This is a genomic window from Mesorhizobium sp. 131-2-1, assembly GCF_016756535.1.
Lineage (GTDB): Bacteria > Pseudomonadota > Alphaproteobacteria > Rhizobiales > Rhizobiaceae > Mesorhizobium.
In genome coordinates this window covers 5,114,339-5,130,985 of record NZ_AP023247.1, presented here as the reverse complement: position 1 = coordinate 5,130,985, position 16,647 = coordinate 5,114,339, and the positions used below count along the sequence as shown (strand labels likewise).

Below are 16,647 nucleotides of genomic sequence, written 5' to 3'. Positions count from 1 at the left end.
CGGGCAGTCCAAGCCATCCTTCGAACTCGGCGGAGGTGGACATGCCCGTTCGTGAAACGGTTCAAGCTGTCGGCGAATGGTCGTTTCGCGCTTCCCACGTCGGCCCGACGAGTTCATCCAGGCAGACCATGCCGTGCAGACCAGTTTCCTCGCTGGGCATCAGTTCGGACCGATCGGCTGCTCCGCCACCTCGCTGCCAGGCGCTGCATCGTTGAGCGTGGACCCGGCCGGCGGCGACGAGGTCGGGACCGGCGAACCGCCCAGCTCTCCCGGCTCGCCTTCGCCCACGATGATGTTGACGAGGTCGCCAGGCTGCAACAGGGTCATCCCGGGGGATTCGATGCTGACCGGCCCGGCTGCCGATTGCCGCACGATTTGATAGGTTACGCTGTTCGCGTTCACAGCCTGGGCGCGGGTCATCGGCAACGTGTCCAGGACGCCTTCGCTGGCGTTCAACTCGCGCATATTGGCCGCGATCTGGGTCTCCGTGGACTCGATCTCGACCTCCAGATCGTTCCTGAGGTCGGCCTGGGTCTGCAACGCCTCAGCCTCCAGCGAAGCGAGGCGCTGCTTGGCCATCGCGTACTGGTTGAGGGCGTCCTGCCGACGCTGTTCAGCGTCGGACAACTCGCTCCGGACCTGATCCATCACCGTCATGCTGAGAACGTTGCGGTTCACGAGCGTGCGCATGCTGTTGACGCGCTCCTCGCGCAGCTTGACGAGTTCGTCGAGGGAGTCCATGCGCCCATACGCGGCAACATCTTGCCTGGCCGCCTCCAGTGCACGCAGGATCGTGCGCTCGCGATCCTTGCGGGTCGTGGCGACGGCCTTGCGCCGGTCGCTCTGCTCGCTGACGAGGTTGGCGGCTTCAGTCGCGCCGGCCAACTCCAGTAACTGGCGCGGGATCTTGGGCGCCGTGCCGTCGCGCTCGGCTTTCAGCACCGCCACACGGGCGAGCAACTTCGAGATTGCATCGATCGCCCCGCCCCGCCTTTGGGTTTCACGCACGGCTTCGATCTTCTGCCACGGCTCGCCCTGGCCCCGGTCGAGGCCGCCGGCCAGCGCGATGGCGTGCAGGATCGTCATGCCGGGCGCGTACTTGAACGAGCCTGGATTCTTGACTGGTCCCAGTACGTAAATGGGCGGGCGCTCCAGCGACAGGATGTTGACCAGTCCTTTGCGGCCCAGCAGCTGTTCGAAGGTATCCGCCAGGTCGGCCTGTACCTGTTGTGTCGACCGGTTGGCGACCGGAATGAAGCCAAGCAAGGGCACGGAAATCGTGCCGTCCTCTTGGACCATAAAATCGCCGCTCAGCTCCGGGCGCTGCACGATACCGCGCAGGGCCGAGGCTGAGGACGCGCCCCCCCATTTGTCTTCCTCGACGTCGACCCGCTCGTAGAACACGACCTTGAGACGGTCGCCGACGCCGAACAGGCTTCCGGTTAGCACGCCTGGCGCCGCGCTGACGGTCTTGGGGCGCTCGGCTTTGGTGGGGACGATAGGGACGACGCTCCCTTCGACCAACGTCACGGCCGACGCATCCGGTCCCTTGCCGAAAGTTTTGGGGCGCTCGGGACTGTTGGGGACGGCAGGGAGGACGCCCCCTTCGACCAACGTTGCGGCCGACGCATCCGGTGCCGACACGATCGCGCGGGAGGGTTCGGCCTTGGCTGGAGCCGGTTGATCTTGCCAGCTATCGATAGCAGCAGACACCTTCTGCGCCACGGCGTCGGAGACACCCTCGAGCTTCTGCACCGCCACTCCGGAGAGATCGTCGACCTTCTGCGCCACGGCTCTGGAAACAACCCCGATGGTCTCCCGGTTGAATGGCTCGAAGTTTCTGACCGCTGCCCCTCCCAGGACGGCGACACCGCAGAGTCCAAAGACCAGCAGGATGGCCTTTGTTCCCCTGATCCGCCTGTGGCCACCGGCCCGCGACGAGGGAGTTACGGGCTCGGAATTGTGTTCTGTGGCCATGGCGTGTGGCTTCCACCTTCTATGGTGACGATGCCGCCCCGAACTGGTCGAGCACGGGTCGACGAGCAAGACTCTCCCTCATCGTGACCCTCCACCGCCTGCGGCACAACTATCCCTTTGTGGGCACTCCTTCCGGATAAGGCACCGACTTTGACGAGCTCGTCCAATGCGCTGCGCTGCAGAAGAACGCCGGCCCGCCGCCCGCGTCATACCTTCCGCCAGGGCATAGGTTTGAGAAACCCGGATAGTCTCGAGGATGCTGCCCTACGCCTAAAGAGGGTATTTTGGTGTAGGGTTTTCCTAGCGTAACCTTAAAAGATATACGGTTGGCGCGCCGAGCGCGTCACCGGGGCGCGTTGGGGAGACTACCATGACAAAACAATCTTTTATGACGGTGCTTGTCGGGCCAAGCGAGTTACTCCGAGAAGGCCTTAGTCGAATCTTGGATACGGCGAAGTTTCGTATTCTTTTCTCTGCGGCCTGTGTTCACGATCTTCTGCAGAAGCCGCTACCCCAGCACCGGCCGATCTTGCTCATCATGGATGTCGGCGGTACGGACGCCGATGCTGAATTCGCACAAATTGCTGACTTTAAAGCGATTTGTTCGAACAGCCATGTCGTTGTGCTAGACGATCACTGTCGATCGAGCGATATAGTTTCAGCTTTTCGTGCGGGAGCTGACGCATATTTATCAAAAGTCGCTCCTTCCGATACGCTCATCAAAGCTCTTGAGTTAGTTATGCTTGGGCAGACGGTGTTACCTGTGGAGCCTTCGGCATTTATTCAAGATATAAGGCATGGTCTTAAATATGATGCGGTGACTGATGATTTGACAATCGCAGCTGTTAAAATGGAGAATGTGGACAGAGACCTATCAATTTTGTCAGACAGAGAAAGATGTATTCTACGTTGCCTGATCCAAGGGGAGTCTAATAAAACCATCGCGCGCGAGATTAGAATCGCCGAAGCTACAGTGAAGGTGCACGTCAAGGCGATCCTTCGAAAGATACGGGTTCGCAATCGTACACAGGCTGCAGTTTGGGCGATGAACCATGGTGTGGTCTCACCCGCGGCCGGCCCGTCAGGGAACGAAAAGATGGCAAGTCAGCCCTCTCATTTTCCGCAAGATCTATTTGAAGCACAGAAGGGGTACCACTTTCTCGAGAACGCTCATCCGATTTGACCGCCTTGTTCGGGGCTGATGCATTCACTTGCCTCGATACGAGGCTCGGCGACGAGAAACGTGTAGGTTCGAATCGCCCCCGGCGATGGTAGCAAAGGGGTGCGGTGGAGACGTATCCGCCATGGGGCGCATGACGATATAAGAGCCCAGGCGAGATGTAACCCACTCTAGGTTCGATGCCCGGCAGGACCACTGGGAGGGTCTTCGCTTACGTGCTCGCTTGCGGCCGATGTATCGGAACGCAAGATCGACCTCTTTCCACGAGCGCTTCGGGACGCAATGCTGCAAGATCTTGTTCGACCGGGAGACACTCGCGGGACTTGCGAGCTGTCCGAAATGGAATGCATGGCGCCCGAGCATTTCGCCGAGGCCTCCGCGCTTGGGAAGGCCAAAAATTCCATGGCAATCGCACATTTTGTCGCGAAAAAAAGGACGGTGGATGATGGAGTGAAAGAGCTTGACTCGCCGGCGATCCGCTAACAGATTCGTGCGTGACGTTTACAGGAAAGACAGACACAGAGCTTTTCTGCTATCCATTTGAAGTTGAGGGGATTTATCAAGGTGAGCAAAGCAACAATTGCTCCAGGATTTTCGCTCAACGAAGCTCGAATCGGAACGGTCGAGGGTGGAGAACTGGGGCTCCTGGTCTGGAAGTTCGACCAACTGGTTGCAGTCCTGACTCGGATCGACGAGGAAGCCTACTCGACGAAGGGCAAGTGGTTCCTCGAGACAGGGTTCGGGTTGCTGAGCGGGCAGCACAAGAATTTCGATACGGTCGAGGACGCCGTAAGCTGGGTGGGCAGATACACCTTCCCCGACTCTGCCCACTCTGATTGATCGGCGGAACCCCCGCCAGCTGTTGACCCAAATCCCGGTTACCTTCCGGTATGGCGGAAGTCGGTCGCTTCCTTCTTGCGCGGTCGTCTTCGAAACCACGCCGAACAGAGGCCGGCATCTCGGATGCCATTCAGCTGCAGCGGAGACCCGCGAACTTACTTAGGGTCACTTTCAGCTAGTGTTCGCTCCGCGAAGAGATCCTTGACCTTGCAGGCGACTTCCGTGCGGTTGGCCGCCTTCAGTTTCTTCATGATATTTCGGATGTGGACCTTCACGGTGCTTTCGCGCAGGTTCAGCTCGTAGGCGATGATCTTGTTCGCCTTGCCGTGCAGGAGCGCTTGCGCGACCTCGGCCTGCCTGAGCGTGAACAATCCCGCCAAAGGTTGCCTGTCGCAACTGCCTGGATCTATCAGATGCCGCATCGACAGGACGCTGCTCGCCGGGACGAAGATACCTCCAACTGCCGCGAGATTGATTGCCTCGACGCACACATCGATCCCTACCGAGGTCGGAATGTAGCCGCGTGCGCCGCATTCGAGAGCCGTCAGTATCTGTGCAAGGTCTTCGTTGTCGGCCAGGATAATGACCGGGATTGATCTGAACTGGGACGATATATGCCTGATCTCGTCCGCTACGCCGTGATCGGTCGCCTTCCGGCCGCCAAGGTTGAAGAGTATGGCGACAAGAGGAGGAAACGAACTCTTCTTCACGCGCCATTGTTCGATCGAACCCATAGCGGCGACCACCATGCCGAGTTCGTGGTCAACGAGGGCCGATGCGAGACATTCACGGTCCAAAGCTCTTCCATCCAGGATAAGGAGGCATTCCTTACGATGGACATTTTCGGTTCCGCTGGATCGAACTCCTGACTGATTGGCCGAGGTGTAATTGCGCAGTCCTGTTACGCCACCCATACTACCCACCCTTTCCCAACACTGACAGCCTTGCGGCCCACATAACTCCTTGTAAACGTTGGAGACTTAATTGCAGCAGCTAGGCGCCGTCCTCGCTGCCCCACAGCGAGAACGGCTTGGGTAGTTTATAGCCTATTTATGAGCGGTCTCTAACATAAGTTAATTTTCGGTAAATTTCGGGTCCGAAAAGCCGTCGACTGACCCATGACACCGGAGGGGTAACTTCTACCTGAGGTACTCCTTGTCGAATCCGGCTGTCTCGACCAGCTTCTTGCGATTTATGACCTCCACACGGCCTCCCTTGAAAGAGACGAGATCGGCCTTGCGAAGTTCCCTCAACGTCCGGTTGACGTGGACGGTGGTCATTCCGAGGATGTCCGCCAGTTCGTGCTGGGTAAGGGGACACTCATATCTTCCATGGTCCGACATGCCAACTTTGGAGAGCCTCTCCTCCAACTCGAGCAGGAAATGGGCGGTGCGGCTCATCGCGTTCCGCCGTCCGACATCCACGAGATGTTCTGCAAGGATGGCATTCAGCCGGGTCAGGGCGCAGGCGATCTTGTTCCCGAAGCGACCTTCCGACAGGGCGGCATCGACCAGTGCTTTCCTGGAAATTTCATAAACTGCTAGCTCGGTTATGGACGCCAGCGACGCAAAACGGGGTCCGTCCACGAAGTGGAAACCGACAATGTCCCCCCACAGGGGAGTGTCGATGACCTGCCGCTCTCCATCCAGCAGTTCGCGGTAAAGGATGGCCCAACCCGATTTCAGGATGAATACCGTGTCATCGGTGTCACCCTGGCGGCATATCACCGAATGGGGTTTGTAGATTTTCGCGGAAACACCGAAAAAATCGGTGATTCCCCAGCCGTTCTTCGACAACGTCCCCCCCACGGGATGCGAACCCATGAACTGCAACAGCGTTTGCATCAAGCTTCGCGTGTCTGCCCCAACTACCGCGCAACCTACAATAGCCGCTCGCGGAAAGCCAGTTGTACGTTGCTAACCCTTGGTCGGCCTCCTCTTTGAATGACGAAACAGATCCTTACGGTCTGCCAGAAGAGCCGCTGCCTATTGGCCAACCTTGAATGGTTCGGAGCCCCCTTCGGCGCGCAACATTCTGACCCAGCCACTGATACTGACGCAATAGCGAATTAAGCAACGCCGCTTTCTTGGGGCATTTTTGACCGAAGTTTGCTCGATGTCGATCGGCCCCGTCCGCGGCTTGATCGCCATGGCAGAAGACATCTCGTGGTGGTCCAGTCGTGGATCAGAAAGTTCGATGGGCGCATCGACGGCGCCTTCTACGGCCGAATGCAGCTCAGCGGCGGGTCGAACAAACGCGCTTGCTCCGCGAGATCGAGCGGCATGGCGAAGCCGAGGAACACATGGAGGATGAAGTGCGCATGCTGGAGCTGGCGCAATGCCCGCCAACTGTTCGCCCCGCAGGCTCCTGGCGAGAAGAAACCACTTCTGAGTTCGGCACTGTCGAACTGCACGTGTGACGATGGGAAGCTCGCGCGGTGTTCCGACAACCATTTGATTTGCTGGCGGAAACGACGGCAGCGCTTTCGGCCGAGAAAGCCAAAGGAAGCAAGTTTGGCTGGGGCGCCAGGATTCGAACCTGGGAATGTCGGTACCAAAAACCGATGCCTTACCACTTGGCGACGCCCCAACAGCGGCAACGTGCCCGCTGAGCGCGGGCCTTATAGGACGAGCCGCCGCAAAGCTCAATGCTTGGACGAGCTGCGTCCAAGGTAATCTTGCCGCATGTTTCCCACTACGGACCGTCACGCGTTTGGGGGAACATGACTGTCACGCGACACCTGGCTCGACGAGTTGCGGGTTGCCGTCTACTCGCCCCAGACCGCCAGCTCATTGCCGGCCGGATCCACGAAATGGAAGCGCCGGCCTCCAGGAAACGGGAAGATCGGCTTGACGATGGTGCCGCCGGCATTCTCGACCGCGGTAAGCGTTTCCTCCAGCGCTTCCGAATAGAGCACCGGCAGCGGTTTGGCGGCGGCTTCTCCGGCATCGGCCTGGAAACCGCCGTCAAGCCCTTCGGCAAAGGCCGAATAGGTTGGCCCGTAGTCGGTGAACGACCAGCCGAGGGCGGCGCTGTAGAAGGCCTTGACGCTGTCCAGCGTGCCGCCGTGGCAGGCAGTTCCAGATAGTCGAGCTTCCCGGTCAGTCTCATGACGCAACTCCCCACAAAGTTCTCGTTATGTTCTACATCGCCCGGCACTGTGCCGCAAGTCCCTCTGGTAGACCTGTCGGGAGCGCGCGTTCATGCCTCCAGGCTGGAAAGATCGCAAGGCGTTCAGCCTTTGCGGCTGCCGAGCTGACGGTAAAGCTCGGCGTAGGATTTCCCCATCCTGTCGGCGGTGAACAGGCGCGCGTAGCGGTCGCGCGCGGCTCGTCCCCAGCTCGCCGCTTCCGTCGGCGAGGCAATCAGCCGGTTGATCGCCTGGGCAAGCCCGGCCGGATCCGAAGGCGCAACTACGAGCCCGGTCTGGCCGGCTTCATTGACATAGCTCGTGCCAGTTCCGATTTCGCACGAAACCATCGGCTTGCCGCGCATTGCCGCCTCGACCAGCGAAAGCCCGTAGGCCTCCGACCTCTGGTTCGAGGGAAAGATGAAGCCGAGGCAATTGTCGAGCAATGCCATCTTGCGCGGCTCGCTCACTTCGCCAAGGAAGATCACATTGTCGCGGCGCAGGGTCTCGGCCTGCAGCCTGAGCTCCCGTTCAATGGGCCCCGAGCCGGCAATGACGATCTTGCAGCGGACCTCGCCAGCGGCCTGGATCAGGACATCCAGTCCCTTGTAGTAACGCAGGACGCCGACGAACAGCACGAACGGCTCCGGAACTGTCGACCGGCACCAGTCATTGTCGGCCTCGGTCGGGGAAGGGTAGGCGCCTTCGTCGATGCCGATGGGAATGACTTTCGCCTTGGCCCTGAATGCCGCAAGAACGGGGCTCGATCGCAGATAGTCCGGCGATGTCGCCACGATGGCGTCGACATCCGCCAGGAAGCGCGTCATCAACGGCCGGTAAAAAGGCAGGATGAGCCGCTGCTTGACGATGTCGGAATGGTAGGTGACGACCGCCGGCTTGCCGTGGCGGGACTGAAAATGCACCACGTCCATGAGCGGCCATGGAAAGTGATAGTGGATCAGGTCGGCCTTGGCGGAGAGGACCCGGAATCTGCGGAAAACCTCGCGCGAGAATCCCGTCGACGCCAGCTCGAAATCAAGCTTCGCCTTTGTGGCCATATGTTCGTCCAGGGGACGCGTGGCCTCGTCGGGCGTGCGGCTGAGCGACAGCACTTCCGTTTCGATGCCATGGCGGGCCGTGCTTTGGGCGATGGCATGGATCGTCCGTTCGACGCCGCCAAAAGTGTCCGGCCAGTAGGTCTTGAAGAAATGCAGGACTCTCAAGCCGCGGTCCTTCGTCTTTGTCCGATGGCCTGTTCAAAGATGTCGAGCATGCCTCTGGCGTGATTTTCCCAGGTAAAACGTTCCGCATTGAGGCGCGCGCCGGCCGCGATCGTCTGGCGCAATTGCGCATCGCTGCAAAGCCGGCCGAACGCGTCGGCGATCGCCCTGGGATCGTTCGGATCGACGAGAATGGCGCTGTGGCCGGCGACTTCCGGCATCGAGGATGTGTTGGACGTCAGGACCGGCTTGCCGAAGGACTGCGCCTCGACAATCGGAAAGCCGAAGCCCTCATAGAGGGACGGCATCGCCAGGAAAAGGCAATTCGCATAGAGCGTTGCAAGCATCCCGTCGTCGACGAACCCGGTGAAGATGACGTTCTTCTCGAGCCCGCCGCGGCGCACGTCGTCGGCCAGGCTCGTCTGTTTCCAGCCACTGCCGCCGACGATCACCAGGTCGCAGGCGGACCGCGCGCTTGCCGGCAGCAGGCCGTAGGCCTCTATCAGCCTGCCCAGGTTCTTTCTCGGCTCGAGCGTGCCGACGAAAAGCGCGTAGGGCCTGGTGATGCCGACCTGCTCCAGGCTCGAAAAGCCGCCCGGGGTGGGGAGCGAGGTCGTGCCGGGGGCGACCGTGCTGATCGGCGACCGCAGCCAGGAGAACTCTACCGTCAAGGCGGTTGCCGTGGCGTTAGAATCGGTCGCCACCCTGTCGGCCCTTTGCAATGCCGGTTTCATCAGCAGGCGCTCGCCGATCCGGGTTCGGGCGCGCATGGTCTCCGGCGCGTGCACCCAGACGAGATCGTGGATGGTGACCACGCGTGCGATACGCTCGGCGAGGGTGAGGGGCAAGCGGTGCGCCGGCCCCCATAACACATCCACGGTGTCGCGCGAGGCTAAGGACGGCAGGACGACTTGTCCCCACAGCGCGCGGGCGGGGAGTGACCTAAATCCGGCGGTCCGCAAGGCTACGCCACCTGGGATATCGTAGCTGGCGTTGATCTGGCCGGGAGCGTAGAGAAAGACATCGGCGCCGAGCGCCGACAGGGCCTTGATCGAGCTGTGGACGAACCTGCCGATGCCATCGGTGGCCGATCCCAGGTTCCTGCCATCGACCCCGATTCTCAATCTTTTCTCCCGGAAATGAAACCTAAGCGAAGGATCCGGCCTAACAGACATCCCGCCAATTCGGCAACACCAAGCGGGAGGACAAGTTTCGGCCGGGGAAAACCGCTTGCGCCCCGGCCTCAGGATGATAGATGCACGGTTGTCAACCTCCCGATTTCGAGGGCGAGCTGCTGCCAAAGCTGATCATCCAGATTCCTTGCTACAACGAAGCAGAAACACTGGCGATAGCGCTGAGCGATCTGCCGCGGACCGTCACAGGCTTCGATAGCGTGGAATGGTTGATCATCGATGACGGAAGCAGCGACGAAACGGTCAGGATTGCCGAGGAAAACGGCGTCGACCATGTCGTCCGTCACACCAGCAATCGGGGCCTTGCCGCCGCCTTCATGACCGGCATCGAGGCCTGCCTGGCACGGGGCGCCGATGTCATCGTCAACACGGACGCCGACAATCAATACCATGCCGCCGATCTTCCGGCCCTGACCTTGCCAATCCTGCAGGGGCGCGCCGACATGGTCGTCGGCGCGCGGCCGATCTCGGAGATAGAACATTTCTCTCCGGTCAAGAAGCTGCTGCAGAAGCTTGGCAGCTGGGTGGTTCGGGTGAGCAGCGGCACCGACGTCCAGGATGCGCCGAGCGGGTTCCGCGCCATCTCGCGGAACGCGGCCCAGCGCCTGATCGTGTTCAACAACTACACCTACACGCTGGAAACCATAATCCAGGCAGGCCGCAAGAACATGCGCGTGGTCTCGGTGCCGATCCGCGTCAACGGCGATCTCAGGCCATCGAAGCTGGTCAAGAGCATACCTTCCTATCTGAAGCGTTCGATCTTCACCATCGTGCGCATCTTCGTCATCTACCAGCCGGCCCGCTTCTTCGGCATCGCCGCGGCGCTGCTTTTCGGGCTTGGCTTCCTGATCGGCCTGCGCTTCCTCTATTTCTACCTGACCGGAACGGGCACAGGCCACATACAGTCGGTGATCCTGGCGGGCGCGCTGATGTCGATGGGCTTCCAGTGCCTCCTCGTCGCTTTCCTGGCCGATGTGATAGCGGCCAACCGCAAGCTTCTCGAGGACATCCGCTATACGCAGCGGGCGAATCTCGTCCGGAACTCGGAGCGTTGATGCGCATAGTGCTAATTGGGCCTGTTCCGCCCTATCGCGGAGGAATAGCTCAATACACGGCTCAATTGCATCAGGCTCTCGCCGAGTCGGATGATCGATTTACGATATCTTTCTCGCGTCAGTTTCCAGCATTCATGTACCCCGGCGGAAGCGACAAGGAACCCGAGCCGCGCGCATATCTGCCGGACGTCGAATACATCGTCGATTCCGCCAATCCGTTCACCTGGCCAGCGGTTGGCCGCCGCATTCGATCCTTGAATCCGGATCTGATCGTCGTGCAGTGGTGGCACGTCTATTGGGCACCGTTCATCATTTGGGTGAAACGGCTTGCCAGACGCTGTGGCAAGCGGCTGGTGGTGATTTGCCATAATGTGGATGATCACGAAGCCGCCGGCTGGAAAGTCAAGCTTCGCAACCTGGCCTTAGGCGACTGCAAGGAGTTGTTCGTGCACTCCAGTCGCCATCGTGAGAGTCTGGGCGAAATGTTTCCGGCAGCATCGATCCGGATGCATCCGATTCCCGCCTACGATGCCTTCCCTGCGCCGGATCGCGAATTGCCGCGACGCGCGGGAACGGAACTCCTCTTCTTCGGGTTGATCCGGCCATATAAGGGCTTAGACATACTTTTGCAGGCCTTGGCCAGGCTTGCCGACAGGGACTTCCATCTCACCATTGCCGGGGAAAGCTGGGACGGCGCTTCAGCATACGAAAGGATTATCAGCGAAGGCGGTATCTCCGAAAAGGTCGAAATGGTGAATGCCTATGTCTCGAACCAGTCGGCAGCCAATCTCTTCGCGCGTGCGGACGCAATTGTCCTGCCCTATCGCTCAGCCTCGGGCAGCGCTGTGGCAGCGCTTGCCTTAAACTACCACAAGCCTGTGGTCGCAAGCGAAGTTGGCGGCTTCGTCGATATCGTTGCGCCCGGAACAGGCATTTTGGTCGAGGCGGGAAACATAGACGCGCTTGCGGGTGCCTTGTCGCGCGTTATGGATGGAGGCAAATGGTATGAGCCTGACGCCATAGCGGCAACCAATGAACGGCTCACCTGGCGCAGCCTTGCGTCGGAATTGAAGAGACAATAGGGCGACGCGCATGGAAGCCTTCCGCCTTTCACACGCGATCCTTGATGCGGAAAGCCGAAATGCCAAGGCCCGGAAGATTGCGATGCTGTCCGGGATGACGGCACCGAAGTCGGGAATGCGCATGCTCGAGGTCGGTTGTGGCTCCGGCTTCATCGCAAGTTACTTTTCCGAGCTCGGTTTTGGCCCGCGCGGGACCTTCGCGACCGACATCAATGACGAGCGCCAGATAAAGCAGGGCTATGTCTTCCATAAGGTGGACGACACCAGACTGCCGTTTCCGAACGAGCACTTCGATCTGGTCGTCACCAACCATGTTATCGAGCATGTCGGTGATCTTACTGAGCAGCGGCGGCATCTCGACGAAATTCACCGTTGCCTTAAGCCGGATGGAACCTTGTACTTTGCGGTCCCCAACAAATGGCGGCTTTTCGAAACTCACTACAAACTTCCGTTGCTGAGTTGGCTGCCCGCTCCAATCGCGGATCGTTACATCCGACTTCGTGGGGCGAAGCATCGCTATGACTGTCGGCCTCTCTCTCGAACCGAAGCTGAAACTCTGTTGAGCGAAGCCGGGTTCGACGCGCAAGACAAGACCATCGACGCGATTCGCCTTGTCGGCGATTTGGAAAGAAATGTCGGCGCCTACAAATTCGCGAGCAACATTCCGGATTTCGTCTTCAGGGCGACGCGGGGGATCGTTCCGACCCTCATATTCGTGGCAAGGAAGCAACGGTGAAAGCGCTCCGCATTGTCGGGATCACGCTGTCGTTGGCGGGGCTGGTATTCTTCATTGCGGCAGTTGCCCGTTCACCCGAGGTGCTTTTCCGGGCTGCAACCGCCCCCTTCTTTTGGACTTCGCTGCTGATCGGTACGGCGGCAATTTTTTGCAGCCTCCTGCTCGCCGCTCTCAACTGGCATATGCTGCTTGGTGTTTTCGGCGTAGGTCGCCCGCTTGGTCTCATAGGCCCGGTTTTTCTCTCCACCCAGATCGGCAAGTATCTTCCCGGCAATGTCGGCCATCTCGTTGGCAGGGCTGTGGTGCTCAAATCTTACGACATACCCGTCAGCGCATCGACGAAAGCGATGATCGTCGAGGCGATCGCCTTGCTTAGCGTCGGCTTCGCCCTGGTTGCGGTGCTTTTGCGCGAATGGCTGCTGCAGGCGCTGAGGTTCAGCGGTGTGGCGACCTGGCTCGCTGTGGGTCTTTTGTCCATTGTCGTGGTCGTGACAGTGGCGGCCATAGTGTTTCGAAGCCGGATAGCCCCCTTCATCCGGCAACTCCTGGCTGACCTGGCCGCCTCGCGCAAACGGCTTCTTGCTGTCGGAGCCATCGACCTCGTCAACTTCGGTTTGAATGGACTGGCACTGTGGTCTTCATCCGGTTTGTTGTTCCCGGACAAGCCGATTGGAATGCTCGCCTGCGTCGGGGTAGCGTCCGCGTCGTTTCTAGCCGGCTACATCACGCCGGGATCGCCTGGAGGAATCGGTGTCCGTGAAGCAACGACCGTCCTTCTCCTCTACCCCACCTTTTCCGCAACCGAAGCCGCAACGCTTGCGCTCCTGGTGCGCCTGGCGGCGACCCTGGCAGACCTTATGGGCTTTGTTTTGGGGATCGCTCTCCTGGCGCTCAGGAGAACCGGATCAGTCTCATGAAATTTACCGGACAACTTTCTTTCGCGCTGATCACGGCCGCGCTCGCCTCGCTCATCCTCGCGCGATTTCACGTCTTCAACGGCTATCTCGTGTTTGCACTGGCGTATCTGGCTGCGCTGCTGTCGCCAAATTTTCCTGACGCCGATCGAAGATCGGCTGTTCTTGGTCCTTCGCTCCTTGCGCTGATCTTCGGCGCGTACGTCTTCACCTTCGCCACAACGGAACTCGACGCCGGGCGCGACAACGGTGTGTACAATATCATCGCGCAGACCTCGGCCGACTTTGGCTGGCCGAAGGTTGACGCTTGGGAACAGGTCGCCCGAGACGCGGCCGCTCACGCCGCGCCGGCGGAGTTGGATAGTTACCCGGGCATCTATCCCGGGCCGCCAGCATCCCACGCGCAATTCAACCATGTCAGCGCGCTGTTTCGCGCAGCGTTCGTCGATGTTTTTGGAGAAAATGAGATCGCCATTTCGTCGGCCGTTCTGGCAACGTTGGCGCTGTTCTTCTACTCGATCCTGGCACGAAGACTGGTTGGTTCCTGGTGGCCGTTTGCGACGATATTGCTCGCGACCAATGCCGCCGTGGTCTATGTCGCCAGATCGTCGCTCAGCGAAGTGTTCACGGTTTCATTGTTCAGCGTGGCGCTGTTGTTCATGATCAGGTCGATCGAGCGGCGCTCAGCCTGGGAAACATTCACCGCCAGCATCGCGTTCGGCTGCGTCATGCTCTCGCGCGTCGACGGGTATCTCGTCGCATCCTTTTTCCCGCTATGGATATTCGCGCTGCTGTGCTCCAATCCTCGTGACTGGCCGACAGGCCTTTTCGCTCTTGCGCCCGCGACGGTTCTTTGTGTCTGGAGCATCGTCGATCTGCGAGACAATTCGTTCGGCTATTTTTCCGACCTATGGCCAATTGGCTTGGGGGCCAGCTTCGCGGGCGCCATGGCCTGCTTGATGTTTTCCGGGCTTGAAATTGCCCTGTCCATAATTGCTCCGCGGCGTTTCTCCGTCGTGGGCAACTTTTTGGAGCGATGGGCACTGCCGCTTTCCCAGGTGTTCGTTGCGCTTGGATTTGCAATCACGGTCTACGTACTTCTGAAGAGCGTTTTCGCCGATCAGTCGCAGTACGATATCTATTCTGCATTCAGCTATGTTCGAGCGCCTCGCGAATTCACCTGGTACACGACAGTGCCCGCCTTGCTTATCGCATATGCGGGTGCCTGGCTGCTGGCGCGCCAGAGTGGCTTGAAAGGCATGGCATTCGCCGTGCCCTCAGTCCTTTTGATTGTCCTGATGCTGTTGTACACCCGAATTTCACCAGATCACCCATGGGGAGCAAGGCGCTGGGTGCCATTTGCGATCCCATTGACGATCCTGCTGGCGACCGTTGCGTTGGTCAACTTGGCCCAATACCGGCGTCGGGTCGGTCTGGGCGCCGGTCTTGCCTTGTTGGCCCTCTACCTGGCTCAGCAGAACGCGATGGCACGCAATTGGTGGTTCGTTCCGCTGCAAGAAGGCTGGGCGAGCGGCTACGATCGATTGGCCACGGAACTCAGGAAACGAGGCGCACCATACTATCTGACGAACTACTCCCCCACGGCCTCCGTTTTGACCTTTCTGGAAAATGTTCCAACCCTGCCGGTCAAACAGCCCCTGACTGAGTCTCACGTAACCGAACTTGTCGACTTGCCGCAGGTCTGCGGAACAGCCCTGGAGCCGGTGGTTGGTTCGCGCGAGGAAGTCGAATGGATTGGTCCGCCCAATCAGGTTGTCGAGCGATGCATCCAGGCGAAAATATACGCGCCAGCGGACGTCGCGCAGGTTTCGAACAAACCATACCGTCTGTTGACCGGCTGGCATATTCCTGAAGAGTGGGGCGCCTGGACTGAAGAGCCGTTGGCAACGCTTTCGTTGCGGGTCCCCAACCCGGGAAAACCAGCCAAGCTTCGGATCGCCGGCATGGCCTTCCTTGCGCCTCAGGATCCCACCCAAACGGTGACAATCTCCATTGCGGGTCAAGTAATCGGATCTCTGAATTTTGCCGCGCAACAACCAACAACTGAGACGTCTTTCGATCTTCCAAAGGAGTTGTCTTCAGGTAGCGAGATCATAGTAACATTAGCTGTAGCTAAATCATACTCGCCGCGACAACTTGGGTTCTCCACCGACGATCGGATGCTTGGATTCGGCCTGACCGATATAGCAGTCGATCCAAACTAGGCCAGCCGTGTCCGGCAAGAGGCTCGAACTCGACAATCAACTGCTGGGCCAATGAGTTTTCTTGTGATTTGAGGGGAAAGGCAGTTAGCAACGGCGGGTAGTTTGCTATGTGAGGCATTCGAGTGAAACTCCGGAGTGCTACACATTGCTCTAGGTGGCCGAGTAGGATACTGCGGATCAAGCGGCCCGGGGAGCCACCATGAGCGATCACGCAAGAAGGTATCCATAACGGCACCCATGCTGGGTCTTGCGACGGCACCACGCAACGAGGATCGCGCGTACTTCTCAGAGAAAGTCAATGAACAGAAGACATATCCAGTTTGGTGAACAGGATGTCGCCCTCTGCGGACGCGAGGGCGATAGCTACTTTGACCATGCTGCTCCCGATGCGCCGTTCGCGTTTGCAATGCGCGCACTTCCCGATGGCGCGGTTGTTTTCGACGTCGGATCCAATATCGGAATGACAGCGGTGGTTGCGGCGAAGTCGGGGGCCTCGAGGGTCTATGCCTTCGAACCAGACCCGAGCGTCTTTCCGTTTTTGCTGGAGACCATCAAGGCCAACGCTGCAGCGGTGAACGCCTACAATATCGCGCTGGGAGCCGAGGAACGGTCGCTATCCTTCTTTTCCAACCCCGATTCCGCTTCTGCCAGCCACCTTGTGACGGGAGACACGCTTGGACATTCCCCAACGGGAACTGTGGAGATGTCGACGTTCGATGCATTTGTGAAGTCGCATCGAATTGAGGCGATCGACTTCATCAAGATTGATGTTGAAGGCTTCGAAATAGACGTTTTGCAAGGCGCACGAGATACGATAGCGCGTTTCAAGCCTTCTCTGCTCGTAGAATTCAATGCCTTTACCATGGTCGGTTTTCGGGACATTAACCCTCGCGACCTGTTGCGACTGTTGCGGGAGGTTTTTCCGTATGTGTACCGTTTCAAGGATGGGCAGCCGCAATTGATCGATAGCGATGGTGCCGCGCTCGCATTCATTCACGACAATCTCGTTTCAGCCGGATGCGTAGACGACCTCTACTGCGCTTTCAGACCAAATAGCAGCAGCATGAATTAGCGAGCCCTTGACGGCGCAGCCGG

14 protein-coding genes, 1 tRNA gene and 1 pseudogene are annotated in these 16,647 nt (G+C 59.2%); 9 read left to right on the top strand and 7 right to left on the bottom strand.

Annotated features, from left to right (window positions below):
• Window positions 1–159: 159 nt before the first annotated feature.
• Complete coding sequence (locus JG743_RS25065) at window positions 160–1,977, bottom strand: polysaccharide biosynthesis/export family protein (protein ID WP_202293562.1); 1,818 nt, start codon at window positions 1,975–1,977, stop codon at window positions 160–162.
• Between the two features lie 370 nt (window positions 1,978–2,347).
• Between JG743_RS25065 and JG743_RS25060 the strand changes: the two genes are divergently transcribed.
• Both JG743_RS25060 and JG743_RS25055 read left to right on the top strand, forming a co-directional pair.
• The gene (locus JG743_RS25060; protein WP_202293560.1) at window positions 2,348–3,160 is read left to right on the top strand and encodes a LuxR C-terminal-related transcriptional regulator; all 813 of its coding nucleotides are present in this window, start codon (window positions 2,348–2,350) and stop codon (window positions 3,158–3,160) included.
• Between the two features lie 561 nt (window positions 3,161–3,721).
• The gene (locus JG743_RS25055; RefSeq protein ID WP_202293558.1) at window positions 3,722–3,997 is read left to right on the top strand and encodes a hypothetical protein; all 276 of its coding nucleotides are present in this window, start codon (window positions 3,722–3,724) and stop codon (window positions 3,995–3,997) included.
• 155 nt (window positions 3,998–4,152) lie between these two features.
• Here JG743_RS25055 and JG743_RS25050 read toward each other — a convergent pair whose 3' ends face one another.
• Both JG743_RS25050 and JG743_RS25045 read right to left on the bottom strand, forming a co-directional pair.
• Window positions 4,153–4,911, bottom strand: a complete 759-nt coding sequence (locus JG743_RS25050) for a response regulator transcription factor (RefSeq protein WP_202293555.1) — start codon at window positions 4,909–4,911, stop codon at window positions 4,153–4,155.
• 225 nt (window positions 4,912–5,136) lie between these two features.
• Window positions 5,137–5,841, bottom strand: a complete 705-nt coding sequence (locus JG743_RS25045) for a Crp/Fnr family transcriptional regulator (protein ID WP_202293554.1) — start codon at window positions 5,839–5,841, stop codon at window positions 5,137–5,139.
• Window positions 5,842–6,257: 416 nt separating this feature from the next.
• Between JG743_RS25045 and JG743_RS25040 the strand changes: the two genes are divergently transcribed.
• Complete coding sequence (locus tag JG743_RS25040; RefSeq protein ID WP_202293552.1) at window positions 6,258–6,416, top strand: hypothetical protein; 159 nt, start codon at window positions 6,258–6,260, stop codon at window positions 6,414–6,416.
• A 95-nt stretch (window positions 6,417–6,511) separates the two neighbouring features.
• Here JG743_RS25040 and JG743_RS25035 read toward each other — a convergent pair.
• The 4 genes and pseudogenes from JG743_RS25035 to JG743_RS25020 form a co-directional block, all read right to left on the bottom strand.
• Window positions 6,512–6,586: transfer RNA gene (locus JG743_RS25035), tRNA-Gln, on the bottom strand.
• A 178-nt stretch (window positions 6,587–6,764) separates the two neighbouring features.
• Window positions 6,765–7,108, bottom strand: a pseudogene (locus JG743_RS25030) (VOC family protein).
• 123 nt (window positions 7,109–7,231) lie between these two features.
• Window positions 7,232–8,350: a glycosyltransferase gene (locus JG743_RS25025; RefSeq protein ID WP_202293550.1), complete on the bottom strand. Its 1,119-nt coding sequence runs from the start codon at window positions 8,348–8,350 to the stop codon at window positions 7,232–7,234.
• Complete coding sequence (locus tag JG743_RS25020) at window positions 8,347–9,471, bottom strand: glycosyltransferase family 4 protein (RefSeq protein WP_202293548.1); 1,125 nt, start codon at window positions 9,469–9,471, stop codon at window positions 8,347–8,349. The genes JG743_RS25025 and JG743_RS25020 overlap by 4 nt, the downstream gene beginning before the upstream one ends.
• A 131-nt stretch (window positions 9,472–9,602) precedes the next feature.
• On the opposite strand from JG743_RS25020, the gene JG743_RS25015 reads away from it, so the two are divergent.
• The 6 genes from JG743_RS25015 to JG743_RS24990 all read left to right on the top strand — a co-directional run bounded on the left by JG743_RS25015 (window position 9,603) and on the right by JG743_RS24990 (window position 16,624).
• Window positions 9,603–10,595, top strand: coding sequence for a glycosyltransferase family 2 protein (locus JG743_RS25015; protein WP_202293545.1), 993 nt, complete (start codon window positions 9,603–9,605; stop codon window positions 10,593–10,595).
• The gene (locus tag JG743_RS25010; protein ID WP_202293543.1) at window positions 10,595–11,677 is read left to right on the top strand and encodes a glycosyltransferase; all 1,083 of its coding nucleotides are present in this window, start codon (window positions 10,595–10,597) and stop codon (window positions 11,675–11,677) included. Before JG743_RS25015 ends, JG743_RS25010 begins: the two co-directional genes overlap by 1 nt.
• Window positions 11,678–11,687: 10 nt before the next feature.
• Window positions 11,688–12,413, top strand: a complete 726-nt coding sequence (locus tag JG743_RS25005) for a class I SAM-dependent methyltransferase (protein ID WP_202293541.1) — start codon at window positions 11,688–11,690, stop codon at window positions 12,411–12,413.
• Window positions 12,410–13,330, top strand: a complete 921-nt coding sequence (locus JG743_RS25000) for a lysylphosphatidylglycerol synthase domain-containing protein (protein ID WP_202293539.1) — start codon at window positions 12,410–12,412, stop codon at window positions 13,328–13,330. The genes JG743_RS25005 and JG743_RS25000 overlap by 4 nt, the downstream gene beginning before the upstream one ends.
• On the top strand, window positions 13,327–15,552 hold the full coding sequence (locus JG743_RS24995) for a glycosyltransferase family 39 protein (protein ID WP_202293537.1): 2,226 nt from the start codon (window positions 13,327–13,329) through the stop codon (window positions 15,550–15,552). Before JG743_RS25000 ends, JG743_RS24995 begins: the two co-directional genes overlap by 4 nt.
• A gap of 298 nt (window positions 15,553–15,850) precedes the next feature.
• A complete protein-coding gene (locus tag JG743_RS24990; protein ID WP_202293535.1) occupies window positions 15,851–16,624 on the top strand; it encodes an FkbM family methyltransferase in 774 nt (257 codons plus the stop codon).
• The last annotated feature ends 23 nt before the right edge of the window (window positions 16,625–16,647 follow it).

Coding starts and splice junctions, on each gene's coding strand:
- JG743_RS25045 (WP_202293554.1), bottom strand. CDS start 5,841: ATGCAAACGCTGTTGCAGTTCATGGGTTCGCATCCCGTGGGGGGGACG.
- JG743_RS24990 (WP_202293535.1), top strand. CDS start 15,851: ATGAACAGAAGACATATCCAGTTTGGTGAACAGGATGTCGCCCTCTGC.
- JG743_RS25065 (WP_202293562.1), bottom strand. CDS start 1,977: ATGGCCACAGAACACAATTCCGAGCCCGTAACTCCCTCGTCGCGGGCC.
- JG743_RS25010 (WP_202293543.1), top strand. CDS start 10,595: ATGCGCATAGTGCTAATTGGGCCTGTTCCGCCCTATCGCGGAGGAATA.
- JG743_RS25060 (WP_202293560.1), top strand. CDS start 2,348: ATGACAAAACAATCTTTTATGACGGTGCTTGTCGGGCCAAGCGAGTTA.
- JG743_RS25050 (WP_202293555.1), bottom strand. CDS start 4,911: ATGGGTGGCGTAACAGGACTGCGCAATTACACCTCGGCCAATCAGTCA.
- JG743_RS25005 (WP_202293541.1), top strand. CDS start 11,688: ATGGAAGCCTTCCGCCTTTCACACGCGATCCTTGATGCGGAAAGCCGA.
- JG743_RS25015 (WP_202293545.1), top strand. CDS start 9,603: ATGCACGGTTGTCAACCTCCCGATTTCGAGGGCGAGCTGCTGCCAAAG.
- JG743_RS24995 (WP_202293537.1), top strand. CDS start 13,327: ATGAAATTTACCGGACAACTTTCTTTCGCGCTGATCACGGCCGCGCTC.